Annotated in this window: 20 protein-coding genes; 2 read left to right on the top strand and 18 right to left on the bottom strand. The window is 37.0% G+C overall.

The window, feature by feature from the left end; all coding sequences use genetic code 11:
• Nucleotides 1–160 precede the first annotated feature (160 nt).
• From H9655_RS03205 to H9655_RS03140, 14 genes are all read right to left on the bottom strand, one after another.
• On the bottom strand, nucleotides 161–1,936 hold the full coding sequence (locus H9655_RS03205) for an ATP-binding protein (RefSeq protein WP_191810794.1): 1,776 nt from the start codon (nucleotides 1,934–1,936) through the stop codon (nucleotides 161–163).
• Nucleotides 1,933–2,649 carry a response regulator transcription factor gene (locus H9655_RS03200; protein ID WP_191810792.1) on the bottom strand — a complete coding sequence of 239 codons (717 nt, stop codon included), beginning with the start codon at nucleotides 2,647–2,649 and terminating at the stop codon, nucleotides 1,933–1,935. Before H9655_RS03200 ends, H9655_RS03205 begins: the two co-directional genes overlap by 4 nt.
• 121 nt (nucleotides 2,650–2,770) lie before the next feature.
• Nucleotides 2,771–3,958, bottom strand: coding sequence for a c-type cytochrome biogenesis protein CcsB (gene ccsB, locus H9655_RS03195; protein WP_191810790.1), 1,188 nt, complete (start codon nucleotides 3,956–3,958; stop codon nucleotides 2,771–2,773).
• A 2-nt stretch (nucleotides 3,959–3,960) separates the two neighbouring features.
• On the bottom strand, nucleotides 3,961–5,604 hold the full coding sequence (gene resB, locus H9655_RS03190) for a cytochrome c biogenesis protein ResB (RefSeq protein WP_191810788.1): 1,644 nt from the start codon (nucleotides 5,602–5,604) through the stop codon (nucleotides 3,961–3,963).
• 19 nt (nucleotides 5,605–5,623) lie between these two features.
• Entirely contained in the window at nucleotides 5,624–6,148 is a 525-nt protein-coding gene (gene resA / locus H9655_RS03185) for a thiol-disulfide oxidoreductase ResA (protein WP_191810786.1), read from the bottom strand.
• 134 nt (nucleotides 6,149–6,282) lie between these two features.
• Complete coding sequence (gene rluB, locus H9655_RS03180; protein WP_191810784.1) at nucleotides 6,283–7,014, bottom strand: 23S rRNA pseudouridine(2605) synthase RluB; 732 nt, start codon at nucleotides 7,012–7,014, stop codon at nucleotides 6,283–6,285.
• A gap of 855 nt (nucleotides 7,015–7,869) precedes the next feature.
• Complete coding sequence (locus tag H9655_RS03175; protein ID WP_191810782.1) at nucleotides 7,870–8,400, bottom strand: spore maturation protein; 531 nt, start codon at nucleotides 8,398–8,400, stop codon at nucleotides 7,870–7,872.
• A gap of 5 nt (nucleotides 8,401–8,405) precedes the next feature.
• Nucleotides 8,406–8,993 (bottom strand): nucleoside recognition domain-containing protein, encoded by a 588-nt coding sequence (locus H9655_RS03170; RefSeq protein ID WP_191810780.1) that lies wholly within the window; start codon nucleotides 8,991–8,993, stop codon nucleotides 8,406–8,408.
• Nucleotides 8,986–10,128, bottom strand: coding sequence for a D-alanyl-D-alanine carboxypeptidase family protein (locus tag H9655_RS03165; protein ID WP_191810778.1), 1,143 nt, complete (start codon nucleotides 10,126–10,128; stop codon nucleotides 8,986–8,988). Before H9655_RS03165 ends, H9655_RS03170 begins: the two co-directional genes overlap by 8 nt.
• A gap of 302 nt (nucleotides 10,129–10,430) precedes the next feature.
• Nucleotides 10,431–11,312 (bottom strand): superoxide dismutase, encoded by an 882-nt coding sequence (locus tag H9655_RS03160; RefSeq protein ID WP_191811361.1) that lies wholly within the window; start codon nucleotides 11,310–11,312, stop codon nucleotides 10,431–10,433.
• 168 nt (nucleotides 11,313–11,480) lie between these two features.
• A complete protein-coding gene (locus H9655_RS03155; protein WP_191810776.1) occupies nucleotides 11,481–11,969 on the bottom strand; it encodes a YpuI family protein in 489 nt (162 codons plus the stop codon).
• A gap of 55 nt (nucleotides 11,970–12,024) precedes the next feature.
• Nucleotides 12,025–12,381: a hypothetical protein gene (locus tag H9655_RS03150; RefSeq protein WP_191810774.1), complete on the bottom strand. Its 357-nt coding sequence runs from the start codon at nucleotides 12,379–12,381 to the stop codon at nucleotides 12,025–12,027.
• A gap of 227 nt (nucleotides 12,382–12,608) precedes the next feature.
• Nucleotides 12,609–13,190 (bottom strand): SMC-Scp complex subunit ScpB, encoded by a 582-nt coding sequence (scpB, locus tag H9655_RS03145; RefSeq protein ID WP_191810772.1) that lies wholly within the window; start codon nucleotides 13,188–13,190, stop codon nucleotides 12,609–12,611.
• The gene (locus tag H9655_RS03140) at nucleotides 13,191–13,943 is read right to left on the bottom strand and encodes a segregation/condensation protein A (protein ID WP_191810770.1); all 753 of its coding nucleotides are present in this window, start codon (nucleotides 13,941–13,943) and stop codon (nucleotides 13,191–13,193) included.
• Between the two features lie 215 nt (nucleotides 13,944–14,158).
• Between H9655_RS03140 and H9655_RS03135 the strand changes: the two genes are divergently transcribed.
• A complete protein-coding gene (locus H9655_RS03135; protein ID WP_191810768.1) occupies nucleotides 14,159–14,293 on the top strand; it encodes a YjcZ family sporulation protein in 135 nt (44 codons plus the stop codon).
• Between the two features lie 109 nt (nucleotides 14,294–14,402).
• Nucleotides 14,403–14,918 (top strand): DUF309 domain-containing protein, encoded by a 516-nt coding sequence (locus H9655_RS03130; protein ID WP_191810766.1) that lies wholly within the window; start codon nucleotides 14,403–14,405, stop codon nucleotides 14,916–14,918.
• 12 nt (nucleotides 14,919–14,930) lie between these two features.
• On the opposite strand, the gene H9655_RS03125 is transcribed toward H9655_RS03130, so the two are convergent.
• The 4 genes from H9655_RS03125 to H9655_RS03110 all read right to left on the bottom strand — a co-directional run bounded on the left by H9655_RS03125 (nucleotide 14,931) and on the right by H9655_RS03110 (nucleotide 19,202).
• The gene (locus H9655_RS03125; protein ID WP_191810764.1) at nucleotides 14,931–15,293 is read right to left on the bottom strand and encodes a GNAT family N-acetyltransferase; all 363 of its coding nucleotides are present in this window, start codon (nucleotides 15,291–15,293) and stop codon (nucleotides 14,931–14,933) included.
• Nucleotides 15,294–15,654: 361 nt separating this feature from the next.
• Nucleotides 15,655–16,974 (bottom strand): diaminopimelate decarboxylase, encoded by a 1,320-nt coding sequence (gene lysA / locus H9655_RS03120; protein WP_191810762.1) that lies wholly within the window; start codon nucleotides 16,972–16,974, stop codon nucleotides 15,655–15,657.
• Nucleotides 16,975–17,157: 183 nt separating this feature from the next.
• The gene (locus H9655_RS03115) at nucleotides 17,158–18,639 is read right to left on the bottom strand and encodes a spore germination protein (protein WP_191810761.1); all 1,482 of its coding nucleotides are present in this window, start codon (nucleotides 18,637–18,639) and stop codon (nucleotides 17,158–17,160) included.
• Nucleotides 18,636–19,202 (bottom strand): stage V sporulation protein AE, encoded by a 567-nt coding sequence (locus tag H9655_RS03110; RefSeq protein ID WP_191810759.1) that lies wholly within the window; start codon nucleotides 19,200–19,202, stop codon nucleotides 18,636–18,638. Before H9655_RS03110 ends, H9655_RS03115 begins: the two co-directional genes overlap by 4 nt.
• Nucleotides 19,203–19,217: the final 15 nt, after the last annotated feature.

Below are 19,217 nucleotides of genomic sequence, written 5' to 3'. Positions count from 1 at the left end.
TTAGTGTTAAATTTGGCCATAGAAAAACTGCACCTCCAGTTGTTAGATTATGTCTAACTACTGGGGTGCAGTTCAAGAATGTTCGTTTACGAATTACTATATTTTTTTATGTGTGGAATGTTCCTTATGAATCAAGAGAATTCGTCAAGAACAGTGCTAATCATTCATGACTTTTCGGAAGAAAGATGGAAAATGTCGTACCATGTCCAATTTTACTCTGAACAGTGATTTGACCCTTATGTGTATCGACAATATTCTTGGCAATTGCAAGGCCCAGTCCTGTTCCAGATCTTCCTCTTGTTCGTGCTTTATCTGCTTTATAAAACCTTTCAAATACAAATGGTAAATCTTCTTCTGGAATTCCAGACCCAGAATCAACAACCTCTATCATTAGCCCTTTTTCGTTACTATGTTGAACGACCGTGACTTGTCCACCTTCAGGAGTATGTCTAATCGCATTATCTATCAAATTGGTCAACACTTGCTCCATACGATCAGGATCAAAGCTTGCCCACACCCCTTTATCTTCCAATGACTCAGACAATGTAATTTTCTTTTCAGCCGCCAGTCTTTGAAACTTTCGGGTGACTTTTAGGATAAAGGCTTTTACTTCTACAGCTTCACGAATAAGCTGAATATGGCCTGCTTCCATTCTTGCGATATCTAATAGTTCATTCACAAGTCTACTCATTCTTAACGATTCATCATAAATAACTTTAGCCATTTCTTTCTTCTCATCCTCAGTACCAGCGATGTCATCGACAATGGCTTCACTATATCCTTGCATTAAAGCAATGGGTGTACGTAGTTCATGAGAAACGTTGGCAATAAAATCTTTGCGTAATTTATCAAGTTGGCGTTCCTCTGTCATATCACGGATCACTGCAACTGCACCGCGAATATAGGTTTCATTATATAAAGGGCTAATAATCATTACCCAAGTTCGCCCTTGAATCGTCACTTCACCTATACTTTCACTTTCTGTATTTACAGCTGTTTGGAACAACTCCATTACATAAGCAGGTACACTATTCGTGAGTCCATCTTCACGTTCATAGGACCAATTCCGCAAAAAACGATCCGCAGGTGGATTGGTTATGACAATCTCACCATCTTTACTAAAGGTGAATACACCGTCTGCCATACTGCTTAAAATGCTAGAGAGTTGTTCTTTCTCTTGACTTAGGGCATCAATATTATATTTCAACTGCCGACCCATTCGATTAAAGGTAATCGCTAAATCACCTATTTCATCTTTAGAAAGATAAGGTACTTTCGTATCGAAATTCCCTCGTGATGCTGCTGTTACAGCTTCTTTCATTTTTCTAAGCGGGGCAGTAATCCTCGTTGACAAGAAGAAAGCAAAAATAGTTGTTAAAATAATCGCTACTCCTGCAGCTAACAAAGTAAACTTAGTCGTTGACTCTGTTGTTTCTTGCATAACCTCTAAAGATTGATATATAAATACTGCACCATCATTTTCATTTGAAGGCGGAAGTGGTACCCCACTAATCAGTATATCAGGATTATCTATATTACCTTCTGCACCATTCGTTAAATAAGATGACACCTTAGTCACTGATTCATTTTTTGTAAAAACAGCTTTTAAATCTGGGTCTCCATGTAAATAGGAAAGTGGCAACTCAAATGTTTGACTTTCATTAGGAGAATAGTACACTTGATCATCAGCAATAATGATTACTTTTGTCACTTCATCTACTAACTCCCAAGCAATTTCTAGCCCTATTTCACGATCATGTTTCTCCAAGATCATTGCTATTTTATTAGCAGTCGCCTTCAATCCCTTTTCTGTTTGGTCAATATGATAATTCTCAAAGAATTGCAGCAACATAATCGTTAAAATAAATAAGACAAACGAGACCAGTATAAGAAAGGTTGCCCATAGTTTTCCTACAACACTATGCCATAACCTCATTCATTTACAACCTCAAACTTATAACCCACTCCCCAAACAGTAACAATCATTCTAGCAGCTTGCTCTGATACTTTGTTTAATTTTTCCCTCAATCTTTTTACATGTGTGTCTACTGTACGCAAGTCACCAAAGAACTCATAATGCCATACTTCTTTTAATAACTGTTCACGATCAAACACTTTATCTGGGGCTTTAGCTAGAAAATAAAGCAACTCATATTCTTTAGGCGTTAAGCTTACTTCTTTACCATCCGCTAATACACGGTGAGCATCATTATCTATGGTTAAATAAGGAAAAACAATGATATCTTTGGCCGTTGTTTCTGGTGGTACGTAAGAAGATTTAGACGATCTTCTTAGCAATGCCTTTACTCTTAATACCACTTCCCTAGGACTGAATGGCTTGACGATATAATCATCTGTACCTACTTCAAATCCTTGGACGCGATTTACTTCCTCTCCTTTTGCCGTTAACATAATGATTGGGGTAGTTTTAATTTCTCTTATTTCTTTACAAACTTCTATCCCATCTTTCCCCGGCATCATTAGATCTAAAAGAATGACATCATATTCATTTGTTAAAGCTTTTTCTAAGGCCTCATCACCATCTTCTGCTTCTTCAATAACATAGTCTTCTCTCTCTAAATACATTTTTAATAATCGGCGAATTCTCTCTTCATCGTCTACAACTAACACTTTTACTTCATTATCCATTTATAGCACTCCTTTAGAATGAAGATTATTTTCATAGAAAAAAGCCTTCACTTCACTACATGTGAAGTGAAGGCATAAATCTAGCACTACCTTAATGCTCATTTCTATTTTAGCAAAATTTTCACGATCCTGCATAGGAATGCAACCCGGCAATAACTAGGTTAACCACAATTAAGTTAAACATGATAATAATAAATCCAATTACACCGAGCCAAGCAGATTTTTTACCATGCCAACCTTTTGATAATCTGAGGTGAAGGTATGCTGCATAGAATAACCAAGTAATTAATGCCCACACTTCTTTAGGGTCCCAGCCCCAAAATCGCGACCAAGCAATCTGGGCCCATATCATGGCAAAAATTAACGCTCCTAATGTAAACACTGGAAAGCCAATAAGAACAGATCGATAACCAACTTCATCGACTAAATCTAAATTTACTCTCTTTGTTAGCGGCTGTAAGGCTAACGTTATCCGTTTTCTAGCAATTAACCTAAATAGTAGATAAATAATCGTCCCTGTAAACAATGACCATAAAACAGTATTTAACTTTTGGGCATTAATGATCCCAGGAGTCTCCACCAAAGGACTAAATTTATCTGGTGTTAAATGTTCACCTTCATGTGGTCCAACGAGAGCAGGCAAGTGATATTCTAACGTTTCTTCTACATTATTATTATCAATCCAATGAAACTCTGACTTGTAGCCTGTTGCCCCAAATACGGAAGAAATGATAATGAAGCCGAGTGTACAAACAACCCCAAAAAGAACAACTTCTAACCATATTGCCTCTTTTGTTTTTTTCGTATGATCCACTGCTTTAATTAAATAGATTAAGCCAGCAACAAAGCTAATCGCTAAAATCGCTTGTCCTAACGCCGCTGTTGTTACATGGATATGTAGCCAATTACTTTGAAGAGAAGGAACCAGTGGTGTGATGTCCCTTGGAAACATGGCAGCATAACCAATAAGGAGAAGTGCCACTGGTAAAGTAAATAACCCAAGGGCAGGAAGCTTATAAACAAAATAAATGACAATAAACGCTCCAACTAAACACATGCCAAAGAATGTTGTAAACTCAAATAAATTACTTACAGGTGCATGTCCCGCTGCTACCCATCTTGTAATAAAATAGCCTAATTGACATATAAATCCAGCAATCGCAAACGCAACACCTATTTTCGCCCACTTATTTGGTCCATGATCTTTTTCTCTTGCTTTCTTGTCCTTAATCGAACCGGCAAAAAAAGCCGTGCCTACTAAATAGAGCAAAAAGGCGATAAATAATAAATTTCCACTTAATGCAACCATTATTACTCCTCCTTACCCTTCTTATTTGTTGTTTCATCTGATTGGTCAATCGGTTCTTGAATACCACTACCATCAAATACATGGGTTATCTCTCGTTTAAGTCCGTGCCAGTTTTTATTCGTATGGCCCGCAACTAAAACTTGGTCTCCTAATCTTCTAATCCATATTCTGCGATGATTCCAGTACGCACCTTGCACGACACCAATCATGAAGATGAGACCACCTATAGCAAGAATAGGGAGTGTTAAATCTTTTCTTACGGTTAAAGCACTAACATTTTGCGTGTCTACTCCTTTGAAGGCCATCTTTAAGTCATTATCACCATATGGTTCAATCGTTTGTTGAATAGCAACGAAACTAACTTCTCCATCTGGATGTTCAGGTGAGAACATTTTAAAGATAAACGCAGGGTTGTTCGGCACGCGTGATTTTGTCACTGGCTCCGAATTTTCATCAAATTCAAAATCAGGGAAATAGCTCATTAGCTCAACACTGTATCCATTTTCAAATGTGTATTCATCTTGTGGGTTATGTAAGTCAATCGTCATTTGACCAAATTCTTCATTCGTCTCTTTATTCGTTAAAGCAAACGACATTTCGCTTAGCTCACCTAGCTTATAGCTTTGTTGATAAAGAGCAAACTGTTCAAACTTTAAAGGTTCATTCACCCTTAATTCGTAGTCTTCTACCTTTTCTAGCTCTGGGTCTTGTCCTGCAATTGTTTCTCCAGATTCTTTGTAAAGGCTCACATTTGTTTGAAAGTTCTTCGCAACTGTACCATTGTTTTCGATCGCTGTTGTAAACGCTTCACTTTCTTTATCTTTTTCATAAGTTTCTAAAATAAATTCATGATTTTCCAGATAATATTCACCTTTTGTTTCTGGAATAACAACTGTTTCACCTTCACGAATCCATAGCAATTCGTCCACATACATTCCCGGCACAAACCGCAACATGCCACCGATTAAAAAAATGATCAACCCAATATGGTTTATATAAGGGCCCCATCTTGAAAATCGGTTTTTCTCGGCAAGTATACTTCCATTCTCTTCTCTTATGTTGTAGCGTTTTTCCTTTAGTTTCTCCTTGATTTTCTCAAATGAATCCTCTTCAATAGAAGCTAAGGTTGTGGCACTATATAATCTTTGCCGTCTTAAAAACCCTTCATGCCGATCAACTCTTTGTTTTTTTAAGGCGCGGTAAAGAGGTACGACACGATCGAGACTACATATAACAAGAGATACGCCAATTGAAGCAATTAGCAATAAATACCACCATGAGCTATAAAGGTTATGAAACCCTAGCGTATAATACACTTCCCCAGCAAACCCGTATTGATCTTCATAATAAACGGATGCATTTTCTGTAGGAGGTATGTACATTTCTTGTGGAAAAATGGTACCAATCGCTGAAGCGGCTAATGTAATAATGATTAAAGTTACCCCTACTTTAACAGAAGAAAAAAAGTTCCATATTTTATCGATGATTGTTTTGTTGTACGTTTGTGACCTTCTCGCACTGCCCTCATAACGCATATCAACAAGCTTTTTACTTTTCTCTTCTTCAACTAACACACGACCGCATGATTCACATAGGACTGTGCCATGAGGATTCACATGGCCACATTCACACTTTACTTGTTTCATCATAAAAACTCCCCAATAATTACGGTTTGATTTGCGTCATAAAATCTTTTACCATTGGTTCTGTCAAAGTCCCCGTATGATATTTCACGACTTCCCCTTCAGGATTAATGAGAAAAGTCGCTGGCAAAGGACCGATGCCATATGCTGCCTTTACATCTTCATTTTTATCAATGACTACCGGAAAAGTCATGCCATGTCTTTCAATAAACTTGTTCACCGCTAAATTCGATTCACTAATGTTTACAGCGATTGTTTGTACCCCTTGATTTTTAAATTGCTCGTATTGATTGTTGATAAATGGCATTTCTTTTTCGCAAGGCTTACACCAAGTACCCCAAAAGTTCAAAAAAACGCCTTGGCCTTTATAGTCTGATAGTTGATGCTCTTTTCCATCCATATCGACCAATACAAAATCAGGAGCTTCTTTACCTATTTGTACTTTATGCACATTTTCCTTATTAAAGTTTGCATATAGCGTGTAAGCAACGGCTGCAAATAGAATCACTAATATCGCTGTCCTCATAACGAGCCGTCGTTTTTTCATGAAAAATTCCTCCCAAAGTTAAGACACAAATTTTTAGCATTATTTTAACAATTTGGTATTTATTATATCACTAGTATGAAAACAGTCCTTGTAAACGGTGTGAAGGAAATGTGACAACTCTATGACTTTTTCATTTATTTACCTGTACTCTTTTTAGCTAATGCCCTAAATTGCTTTACTTCATGTGCAGTAAGTTCTCTTGCATCACCTGCTGACAGCCCGTTTAATTGAAGGAATCCATATCTTTCTCGTTTAAGCTTTTGCACTTGATGACCGACAGCCTCAAACATTCTTCTCACTTGACGGTTTCTGCCTTCGTGAATCGTTAATTCGATAATCGCTGTTTGTTTTTGCTTATCACTGCTAAGCACTTTTACACGTGCAGGAGCCGTTTTTCCATCTTCTAAGCGGACACCTCTTTGTAAATGATTTAAAGTTTCTCTAGAAGGAATGCCCTTTACTTTCGCTACATATACTTTTTCAATTTCATTTCTTGGGTGCATAAGCAAGTTCGCGAATTCACCATCATTCGTCAATAATAATAATCCTGATGTATCATAATCTAATCGACCCACTGGATAAATTCTTTGTTTCACATGTTCAAAGTAATCGGTTACCACTTTTCTACCTTTGTCATCCGCAACACTTGATAATACACCTCTTGGTTTATATAGAAGGAAATATACCGGCTCTTCACCCTCAACCGGGATACCATCAACTTCGACTTTATCAGAAGGTGTCACTTTCACCCCTAATTCCTTTACAATCTTACCATTAACCTTTACACGGCCATCTACAATTAGTTGCTCCGCTTTTCTCCTAGATGCAACCCCTGCATGGGCTATGACTTTCTGTAATCTTTCCATTATCAGTCACCTCAAAATCTCTATTACTGTACTTATGAATTATGCCATAAGTTCAAGTTTTTTCAAAGGGCGCATTTTTTAACCAAATGGATCATGTTTAAACGAAGCATACAATAGTCATTCCCTTCTTTTTAAATTTGAACAGTTAGCAGGCAATGCTAACATAAAAGAAGCATAGTAGTAAGATTTCTAGAAAACAAAGGTTCTATCATTGGTAGACGTCCGAACTGGAGCACTCTCAACAAATTGTCTGGAAGTTATATTGATAAGGAAGGAAAATAAAAGGTAAAGGTAAAGGTAAAACAGATGATAGCAAGATAACCAACGCCACTCCCTGCTCTTTAGCGAATTGTCGTAAGAAATCTGCGCATCTGGTGTCATGCATACACTTGTGGGCCGTCATATAAGTGAGTTACGCAAATTCTGGTTGCTCGTTCATCTAGTAGATTTCTCTGAAATTCGCTGCGCAAAGCTGGCCTGATTGTACATATGCGAAGATAATTGAATAACCGTCATGTGCACAGATTTCCCTTAATCCTTTCTAGTAAAGAAGTTGAGCCAAACATACTTCCTCTTATCTTTTAAACCTACTTAGAATGTGACTTCTTAAGGCAAAACAAAAAGCCAAACAAAATCATAAAGAATTTTGTTCGGCTACCTATAAGGCAAGTATTTTTCTTTAAAGGGTATAGCCAACCAAATGACACAAAACCCACTTTAATATATTTTTTGGGAATAAAATCCTGGTTTTAGGTACGCTAAGGGTTGTAACTAAAATTGATTTACAAGTAAATTCCACTGAACAACAGTTATGTAGCGTTTTAAAATTTTCACAGGTGGTACCCCGGAACTATTTTAGGCAAACATGATTAACACAATAAGGATGGCAGCAATAAAACCGGCTAAGTCTGCTAATAAACCTACTTTTAATGCATCACCCATTTTTTTAATACCAACTGCGCCAAAGTAAACGGTCAATACATAGAAAGTTGTATCTGTACTACCTTGTATAACAGAGGCCATTCGACCAATTAATGAATCCGGGCCATGTTCAGCAATTAAGTCCGTTGTCATTCCTAATGCGGCATTACCAGAAATCGGACGAATAATAGCTAGTGGGATGACATCTGCCGGAATACCAATGGCAACAAATACCGGTCGAATAAAATCAAGGAAAAATTCCAAAGCGCCTGAAGCTCTAAATATAGCAATCGCCACCATCATCCCTACTAAAAATGGAATAATGGAGATGGCAATTTTAATGCCATCCTTCCCACCTTCAACAAAGCTCTCATAAGTGGGCACTCTTTTAAATGTTGCATAAACTAATATAAAGCCTATAAGAACGGGGATAAACCAAAGAGAAATCAAAGATACTATTTCCATTTATCTCATCCTTTTCGTGATCTCCTATAATAAAAGTATCTATCAATCAAAATTGCAGAAATGGTCGAACAGATTGTCGCTATAAGGGTCGGACCAACAATATCAGTTGGACTAGCTGACCCGTAATTCATACGGATGGCGATAATCGTTGTTGGAATTAACGTAATACTAGATGTATTAATGGCAAGAAAAGTAATCATCGAACGACTTGCTTCTGTACTTTCTCCATTTAAAGCTTTTAGTTGTTCCATTGCTTTAATCCCTAGGGGTGTAGCAGCATTGCCTAACCCGAACAAATTAGCCATCATATTTGATAATATATAGCCCATTGCCGGATGATCTTTCGGCACTTCCGGAAAAAGTCTTGAAATAAATGGTTTAAATAGTTTAGCCAGCTTGTCTAGAAGGCCTGCATGTTCAGCTATTTTCATCATTCCTAGCCAAAAGACTAATATGCTGATTAAACCAATACATAATGTGACCGCTTCTTTTGCCCCTTTAAATATCGCTTCATTCACATCACTAATGGTTCCATTAATCATGGCAAAAACGATACCAATAATCGCTAACCCTGCCCAAATAACATTAATCATGTGGTTGCACTCCTAAAATACTTATAAATAAATTTTTAAAGTAATCTAGGAAGCTACCCTTTTCTGTTTTCGCTCCTTGCTGATTATAATAAATAGGCATCGTTTTAATTGACTCATCATTTAAGTAGATGACGGCTTTTCCGACAACTACTGGTACCTCTTCTCCACTTTTCCAACTTTCCTTTGGTTCAACAAAATTATATTTTACGCGAAACGCCTCTTTTTCCTTTTCGGTTACCGGATAGGAAAACGATGAACGGAGTGAAACCTTGTTCTTATAAAAGGAATAGTCAACACCTTTAATCTTTCCTTCACTCACTACCTCAACTTGATCATATTGATCAAATGCACCTTCATACATGGCAATATGATCATTCCAATCATCTGGTCCATTTAACGTAACTGCAATGAGATCAAGATTATTCTTCGTCGCAGTCGTTACTAGCGTCCTTTTTGCTCTTTTTGTATAACCTGTCTTTCCACCTGTTGTATATTTATAAAGCTGTGTCAATAAACGGTTTTTATTGTTCCAACTATAATCCCTGTTTTCAGAGCGATAAGACTTCGTCCCTGCTATTTCTTGATATGTTTCATTTCTCATTGCATAACGAGTGAGTAATGCCATATCATACGCAGTTGAATAATGATTTTCATGGTCATCTAAACCATGTGGATTTTCAAAATGGGTATTAGTCATGCCAATCTCTTCTGCTTTTTGGTTCATTAAATAGACAAATCCATCCAAACTTCCACCTACATACTCTGCAATTGCGACCGCCGCATCATTACCCGAGCGAAGCATCAAACCATAAACTAAATCTTCTAATTTGATTTCTTCTCCAGGTTTTAAATAAATTGAAGACCCCTCTGCTTTCAAAATCGTATCGGTTACTTTTACTTTTTCTTCAAGCTTATTTGACTCAATCGCTAAAATCGCTGTCATAATTTTCGTTATACTAGCAATCCGATTTTGATCATTGGCTGCCTTATCATAAATGATTCTACCTGATTCCTGTTCGATTAATACTGCATTTCTCGCACTAACAGAGGGTTTCGCCTCTACTAGTTGTGGACTTAAACTAAGCAATAAGGTGAACATTATGAGAAAAGTGATTAGTTTTTTCCATTTCTTCATCGCACAAACCCCGTCTCATTTTATGGTTTGTACAATTCTATGCAGGACAAGTTTTGTTATGACAGATTCATGGCGATCGGTTCATAAATTAGGTAGTCTGAATTTTATCAACCGTTCATCGAAAGGAGTTGAACTATACATTCAAATTGGGGTAAGGATACGGGTATTGTAAACTGTTGGATCACTTGGACTTTGTTGACTGACTATAATTGAGATCCCGCAAGAGTTGAGAGCTCAACTACTCTTGCGGGGGTGTTTAAAAAACATGAGTAACTGCCTAGTTTTCTTCTGCTATCTACTTATTAAAAAGGTTGCCATTTTATTTCATGTGCTGTTTGAAGCCTTCTTGAAACATTGTCCCAGTTTACAATATTCCACCAATTGTCAATATAAGCGCCTTTATCATTTTTATATTGTAAATAATAGGCATGCTCCCAAACATCTAAAACTAGTAACGGGATCGTGTCCCATTGTGTTAAGTTTTGATGTTTTTCAGATTGTAATATTTCTAAATGTCTAGCTCTTGGAGACCAAACAAGAATTGCCCAGCCTGAGCCTTCTACTTGCTTTGCCGCTTCTGTAAAATGTTTTTTAAAAGCTTCAAAGCTACCAAAGTATTTCACTATTTCCTTTTTCAATTCCCCCGTTGGTTCTCCACCACCTTGCGGACTCATGTTCTGCCAAAAGATCGTATGCAAATAATGGCCTGAACCGTTAAAAGCCAATTCCCTTGACCAATGTTTAACTAGAGCGAAATCGCCCAAATCTCTCGCCTTTTTTAATTCTTTTTCTGCTTTATTCAGTCCATCTACATAACTTTGGTGATGCTTATCATGATGTAATCTCATGATTTCTTCTGAGATATACGGTTCTAAAGCATTATATCCATAAGGTAAAGGTGGAAGCTCATGTTTCCCCGCTGGAACACTCACTTCATTGACATAAATTTGCCCAAGAGATAATCGATGATTGAAATACCGTTCCATCTCACCATGAAGTTCTTCCACTTTTTCGTGAATCCCTTCTATTTCTTTGTCCCCCATATTATGGTCAATTGTCTCCATAATGGCTGTCATATGATCAAGTTTGTCCCATAGCTCATTGCTCTCTTCAATATTTTCACTCTCCAAAAAAGCCCTCATCTCTTCATTCCATTGAAATACACTTTTTAAGTACTCATTCATGCGATGATTCAAGCCAAATCCCTCCTCTTCATTACATCATATGTATAGGAAAGATAAATAATATCGTTTTTTAGTCATTCTACATCCTGCTTATCATTTGAACGCTATAGACACAAAAAAGCACGGACCAATTTGTCCGTGCCTTGCTCAATCTAGAGCATTTCTTATTTATTTTGATTGCATCATTTTTGTACGATAGTCTGTTTCGTAGTATTCTAGTTCTTCTCTTATCTTTTGGAAATCACTTTCTAATCCTCTAAATAAGTTCTCAAGGCGAACGGGTACTTCGTGATGAAAACGAATTGAATTCTTTCCTGTATAGGCTGAACGACTATTCTCATACCATGCATCATTTTTAGGTGAAAAAAACTCTTCAATACAATGATGGTAAAGTTTATACAATGTTTGCTCAGCTGCTCCCCGCTGAAATTGATCACTCATGAGTATGATGCGACATGCTTCATAACCTTCCTCGCAAAACACTAGAAGCTTTCTCAAATTGGATAAAATACTTTTATAATATCGCTCATCACCCTGTCCTTCCTCTTTAAGTACCAACAAGGTTGTTTCATTTAAGAAGTTCTCAAAAGTGCTTACCGTATTACTAAGGAATTGTTGCACATCTTCCATTTGTGATTCAACTATAGAATTTCCCATCATTTTCCTCCCGTTTATGCTACTCTTTTCATCAGACAATTTTTATATCAGCTCTTCATTTATTCTGCATCATTGTTTCTATTATGTTAGGTATTTGCTTAAAATCAAACCCTGCAAATAAGCTTATAAAAGCGGTCTCATCACTTATAAATAACCGTTTTCTCAACTTCAATTCCGGGTGATTGAGAAGAGAAGCCAGCGCAGCAATATCTTTAAAAGTTTTATCACCTACTGACTGTTCATATGATGTCAATTGATCAAGCTTTTCTTCAAAGTACTGCAAATAAGTTAATGTGAATTTTCTTTCCTCTCCATCTTCCTCATAAATGACTTCACTTTTATTAAAAAAATCTTCGAAGGAATTAGGAAGAGTTTTTTCAAGCGACCATCCTTTCGATTGCAGAATGAACAATCAGAACCCTCCTTCAGATTTAATCTACTTCTTGATGAGTATCTTCGTGATTGATAATAATGAAGTTTGCTGATAACATGATTGTTATTAAGGGAAATACTTTTCTTTTGTACCATCTGACATTATGTATATATGCCTTTGATGTTTAATTATGCTTAGCAAGTAAATCAACCTTAATGTTTTTATATTAACATAAATGAGCTGTTGATTGTTCAGAATTATTTCACTTATACATTATTTAATGTATCAAAGAACAAATCAGCTTCTGTTTGCTCAAATTCTTCGTCTCCTTGATCAGGTAGCTTGGGTAGCTCTTTTAAACTTTTTAATCCAAATGTATCTAAAAATCCCTTTGTTGTGCCATACAAATACGCCCGACCATTACCTTCAGCTCTTCCTACTTCTTTGATTAATGCTTTTGCCACAAGTGTTTGTAATGGTCTTTCTGTCTTCACTCCACGAATTTCCTCGATTTCAATTCTTGTAATGGGTTGCTTGTAAGCAATAATCGCTAATGTCTCTAAAGAAGCTTGCGATAAAGAATGGGAAGAAGGCGCCTCCACTAGTTTCTTTAAATAGTCCGCTAATTCCTTTTTAGTTGTTAATTGATACGACCCACCAATTTCAATGATTTGTAATCCCCGTCCTTGGTTAGTTGCTAACTCAGTCATTAATTGATTTATTCTTTCACTTGCTTCTTGATCACTCACTTCAAATACCGAAGCGATGGACTTCAAAGTAAGTCCTTCATCTCCTGCTGCAAATAAAAGCCCTTCTAAAATGGCTTTCCAATTTTCTTTCTTACTCACTTACTTTCCCTCCGCTACTTCTACATACAATTCTGCAAAGTTATTATCTTGTGTAACAAGCACAGCCTGTCTTTTCATTAGCTCTAGAACAGCTAGAAAAGTGACGACAACTTCTTCTCTAGAATGTGCAGTAAATAAATCATTGAAATTCTTACGACCATTACTTTTCCTAAGTGTACGTATAACTTCGTCTATTCTCCTTTCAATTGGAATTTCCTGTCTGGCTACTTTCGTTGCAAGTGGTTCTTTCCATTTTTTCCTTCTTAATAACTTTTGCAGAGCCCCTAACATATCGTAAAGCGATACGTCGACTTGGGTCTTTTCCATTTTCATTTCTTTTGCCATGTCAGAAAGATCGCTCGGTGCTTTTGTGTATAATAAGCTTCTCTCTTGTTCAAGTTCCTTTAAGTCCTCGGCTGCTTCTTTAAAACGGCGATACTCTATTAATCTTTCAACAAGTTCATCTCGTGGATCTTCTTCCATTTCCATATCGATATCTTCGTCATAATTGTCTTCTTCGTGCTTTGGGAGTAGCATTTGACTCTTAATAGCGAGTAACGTGGCAGCCATAACCAAATACTCACTTGCTATATCCAACTCTAATTCTTGCATGGTATGTATATAGATTAAATACTGTTCAGTAATTTCTGCTACTGGAATATCATATATATCAATCTCGAGCCGATTAATTAAATGCAATAATAAATCGAGCGGCCCTTCGAAGGCGTTAATTTTCACATTATAATGCTCCATCTGTTCCACCAAAATTTCTATAAAATTATTTCTTCACTCTATACAGTATAGATGATTCAACGTAGCGAATCCAACATAATTCTTTTCGCCAACAACGGACTCCTTTACCAAGTGTAGAAACTTACTTTTTATTTTATCCTAAGCCCAAACATGAGACAAACTACTCACATACAATGAGAAGGTAATGACAATTAGGTACTATTGGAGGTATAAATATGTCCAGAGAAAATTGTGGTGACAATCATCATAGGGAAGATGAGTGCTATGGTGGCGGCTTCGGTGCAGGCTTTGCTTTAATCGTTGTTCTCTTCATCCTACTTATTATCGTAGGCGCTTCTTGGTTATTTTAATGAAAATGAACATTGCCTGGCATGGTATTTGCCAGGCATTTCTTTTTTCCATCACTATTATATGATACCATGAAATTAATCGATTTTAAGGTTAAAAGGAGGAGTGACTTTGCATTCCCAAGCTTTTATTGACTATTTAGCCCATTATCACGGAGATCGTGATTATTTTGAATGCCACGAAATTTTAGAAGAATATTGGAAAGAAGTAGACAATCGCAACAAGCAATCTATCTGGGTTGGCTTGATTCAAATCGCTGTTGCTAATTATCATCATCGTAGAGGGAACTTTCATGGTGCAAAAAAAACATTGCAAAAAGCAGTATCTATTCTCTCGTCCTATCAAAGAGAAGTAATACAACTTGGTATTGACTATCAGCAACTGTTAAATGATATACACAAAATGCAAGAAGAAATTGATAAGGGCCGTCCTTATAAAAGCTATTACTTTCCTATAACCGATGCTTTCTTATTAGATGAGGTCAAAAAGACATGTATTTCTAAAGGTTTCGAATGGGGACAGGAAAGTAATCTTGAAAACGAAGACATCGTCCATCGACATATGAAAAGAGATCGGTCGAATGTCATCGCAGAAAGAGAGAAGGCCCTCCAAAGACATCATCGTTAAAAGGCAGCGATATTATTCGCTGCCCTTATTTATCTCTTCACATTTCTGTAAAAAGGCTTCTGTTAAATCATCCGCTGTTAGTTCTTTTTGTGGATAAGTGTCATTTAATGCTTTAATCATCGACTTACCGACCCCTTGCTGACGATGAGAAGGATTGACTGATATATGACGAACTTCGATATTTTGATCTGCTATGCGTACACCAACGAGCCCAATAATATCTTCGTCTTCTTTCCACAAAAACAATTGCAGATTTTCTTCACTTTCATACTCTTTAATCGTCTGTAATAACTGCTTTAATACTTTTTCTTTTGGCATAAAAGATAAAAGTCCCATAGCAATCTTTTCAAAAGACTTTTTATAGCGTATTAACATGATAACCCCTCATTATTAGTAAAACCGTTTATTTGCTATTATTTCCATATCTTAACTAACTTAAACTATTTTATCATATGTATCTATTGATTGAAATGGAACTTGTTATGATTGCGGGGCAATAAATATCCAATAAATAAGCCCCCATATAAAAGCTATACCTAAAATAAAGACAAATAACATAATATTACTTTTTTTATCCATACTTTCTTCAGTAGCTCCCTTTTTATATACATTCATCCTTCATTGTACATGAAAGGTTTCTACATTCCAATATGTTAAATGAAGGAGTTCGCCAAATAAGTAGAATCATAGGTGAGTCCCTATTATGACCCACCTATGATTTCTTGGTTCATGTTAATTACTGATTAACCTTGTTTTTTAAAGGTAAATCTAGACGTGCCATATCTTCAAATGATTCTCTTTTAATGACTAATCGATCTTCTCCATCTTCCACAAACACAACAGGCGGACGTGGTATACGATTATAATTATTTGCCATTGAATAACCATATGCACCTGTACAAAAAACAGCCAGCAAATCGTTGTTTCCAGCCTTCGGAAGTGGTAAATCCCAAATAAGCATGTCTCCAGATTCGCAACATTTACCTGCGATAGAGACTTTTTCCTCTACATCATCTAAGACACGATTAGCTAGTACAGCTTCGTATTGTGCCTGATAGAGAGCGGGACGGATATTATCACTCATCCCTCCATCAATGGCCAAGTATTTTCTTACAGTCGGAACATCTTTTGATGAGCCAATTTGATAGATGGTTGTACCAGCATCACCGACGAGTGATCTTCCAGGTTCAATCCATATTTCAGGTAAAGTCATCCCGTGATGGTTCGTTTGTTTTTTTACTTCCTTGATAATTTCCTTTACATATGTTTCTGGGGCGAGTGGTTCATCTTCCTCTGTATACCTAATTCCAAAGCCTCCACCTAAATTAAGAACTTTGGATTCATAATTATATTTTTGGCTCCATGTTTTCAATTTGGCAAAGATTTTTTGTGTGGCAAGGATAAAGCCAGTTGGTTCGAAGATTTGTGAACCAATATGACAATGGAACCCAAGTAAATGGATGTGTTGGGAATCGAGGGCGATTTTTAATGCTTCCTCTGCCTGTCCATTTTGTAAGTCAAAGCCAAATTTAGAATCTTCCTGCCCCGTTAAAATATAATCATGTGTATGTGCTTCTATACCTGGAGTAATCCGTAGTAACACATCGACGCGCTTATTCATTGATAAGGCCACTTCTTCTAATAAGTTCATTTCATGGAAATTATCTATGACGATACAACCAATATTATAGGAAAGTGCCATTTCTATTTCTTCACGGCTTTTATTATTCCCATGGAAATGAATGCGGTCGACCGGAAAGTCTGCTCTAATGGCAGTGTATAGTTCTCCTCCAGAAACCACATCTAAAGACAGTCCTTCTTCTTCCACCAACTGAATCATCGCTACAGAAGAGAAAGCCTTACTCGCATAGGCTACTTGTGCCTTCATATTATTTTCCTCAAACATTTTCTTAAACCCACGTGCTCGTCTTCTTATTAACTCTACATCATAAATATAAACAGGTGTGCCATACTTTCTAGCCAAATTTACTGTATCAACACCGCCAATTTCTAAGTGCCCTTTGTCATTTACCTTTGATGTACCGTGAAAAAACATGCCTTCCCCTCTTTCGTCTATTACTTCTCTACACAATAGAATTGATGCTTATTTTAATCGGACTAAAATGAAGAAATAGACAGAATCCTTAAGAAACTGTCTATTCTGTTATCCTTTAACCCTTTATTCAGTTGAACATACTTTACCATAATTCCCATATGCCTGCAATCGCCATTTACCCAATTATTTTGGCGGCTGCTTAAAACGATTGCGAGAATGGGTAATACTTGGTCGAATTTTTGACCCTGGTACTGCTCTTCTAAAAATAATATGAACAATAGCGCCAGGACAAAATGGAATGAATGGCCATAAATATGGTGTTCTAAATGAACGCATAGATACGAGAAAAAGAATAAATAGTGTAATTCCCACTACTAAACCAGGTGTATGAAAAATCGCAACTAATATTAATAAGAACATACGAATAAGTTTATTTGCCACACTTAATTCATAGCTCGGAGTGGCGAAAGTACCAATTGCGGCAACAGAAACATAGAGAATAACTTCTGGTACAAACAACCCAACGGTAATCGCAATTTCTCCTATTAGTATTGCAGCTATTAGTCCCATGGCCGTAGATAATGGGGTCGGTGTATGGATAGCAGCCAACCTTAAAAACTCTATCCCTAAATCTGCTAATAATAATTGAATAAGAACAGGTATATTCGTCTGTTCATTTGGCCCGATATAATCAATAGCATCCGGGAGCAACGATGGTTCTAAAACAAATAAAAACCACAATGGTAAGAAAAATAAGGAAGCTGCAAGCCCAATAAATCTCATAAATCTAACAAAAGTACCGACAGCCGGAGCTTGCCTATATTCCTCTACGTGCTGCAAATGATGAAATAAAGTCGTTGGGGCGATGATAACACTCGGCGACGTATCTACAAAAACAACGACATGACCTTCCATCAAATGAGTGGCGGCAACATCCGCTCTTTCAGTGTACCTTACAAGTGGAAATGGATTATAACTTTGATGGAGGATGAATTCTTCTACCGTTTTATCAGCCATTGGTAGCCCGTCGATATCGATTTCATTAATTTCCTTCCTTAACACATCGACTAGGTTGGGATCAGCTAACCCTTCAATATAGCCCAGGGAAATATCCGTTTTTGACCTTACACCTACATGAAGCATTTCAAACCTTAAACGTTCATCTCGAATTCTTCTTCTTGTTAGGGCCGTGTTGACGATTATATTCTCTACGTAACCATCACGAGAACCTCTAATTACCTTCTCCGTATCAGGCTCTTGTGGTGTTCGTCCTGGATAACTTCTGACGTCTATTACTAAAGCGGTACCTTCACCTTCCATCACGACAACAATAAGCCCTGATAATACTTGGTCAACAAGCTCATCAATTGTCTTAATGCGGTCAACTGCTTGATGAACGATACGGTTCTCTACAATCTCAAAGAGATGGGTCGATAATTTTTCTTTATCATTAATCCCTACAAGCTCTTCAACAATTTCTATAATGAATTGTGTCTCAGTTAAACCATTAATAAAGTATAAATGGACATCCTTTTTTAATACTTTAAGCTTTCTCACTCCAAGGTCAAAGCTCGTTCCAAGACCTACATGGTCCTGCATGTATGCTTCAATTTCCTTGACAGATGTCGGCAATGGTTTCTTTCTTATTTTTTCTTTTTCGCTCATAACATACCGCTCCTTTCCAATATAAGTTTGACAGCTTGTTTCGTAATGGGTGAACCGGCTTCTATTGAATCAACTCTTGCCATTTTACCGATATCACCAATCCCGACGATAAATGGAATATTTAATGTCTCAAGGCAATAAACGGTATCCCCTACTATTCTTCCTTCATCCATATCTGCTATGCCAGATTTATCGACACCATATTCTGTTAATTCACCAAATCGATCAATGCTTACATCCACCTTTGTCCATTCCTCATGGTGAGTCCTTGACGCCACGGCAATTGCACCGATTACTTCAATATCAGGATGATTGGCAACGAAAGTCATCGCTTTCTCCCCTGGGCCTTCTCCGATATACCCACTATCATCAAACATGATATAGACAGGATCTGAATGTGCTTTTTTAATCAAATGCACCATTTCTTCACCTGTCAATATAGTTGGATTTCCTTTAGAAGCAGAGATACAGCTACCACCAATATCATGAGCAATGAGCTCTATCGTTCGCTTTGCAAACTCATCTCCATCTGTAATTAATATGACTTTTCTCCGTTCTTTCATCGCCATGTCCCTTTC

Source organism: Cytobacillus stercorigallinarum (assembly GCF_014836495.1).
Classification (GTDB): Bacteria; Bacillota; Bacilli; order Bacillales; family Cytobacillaceae; genus Cytobacillus; species Cytobacillus stercorigallinarum.
This window is presented reverse-complemented; position numbering and strand designations above follow the sequence as displayed.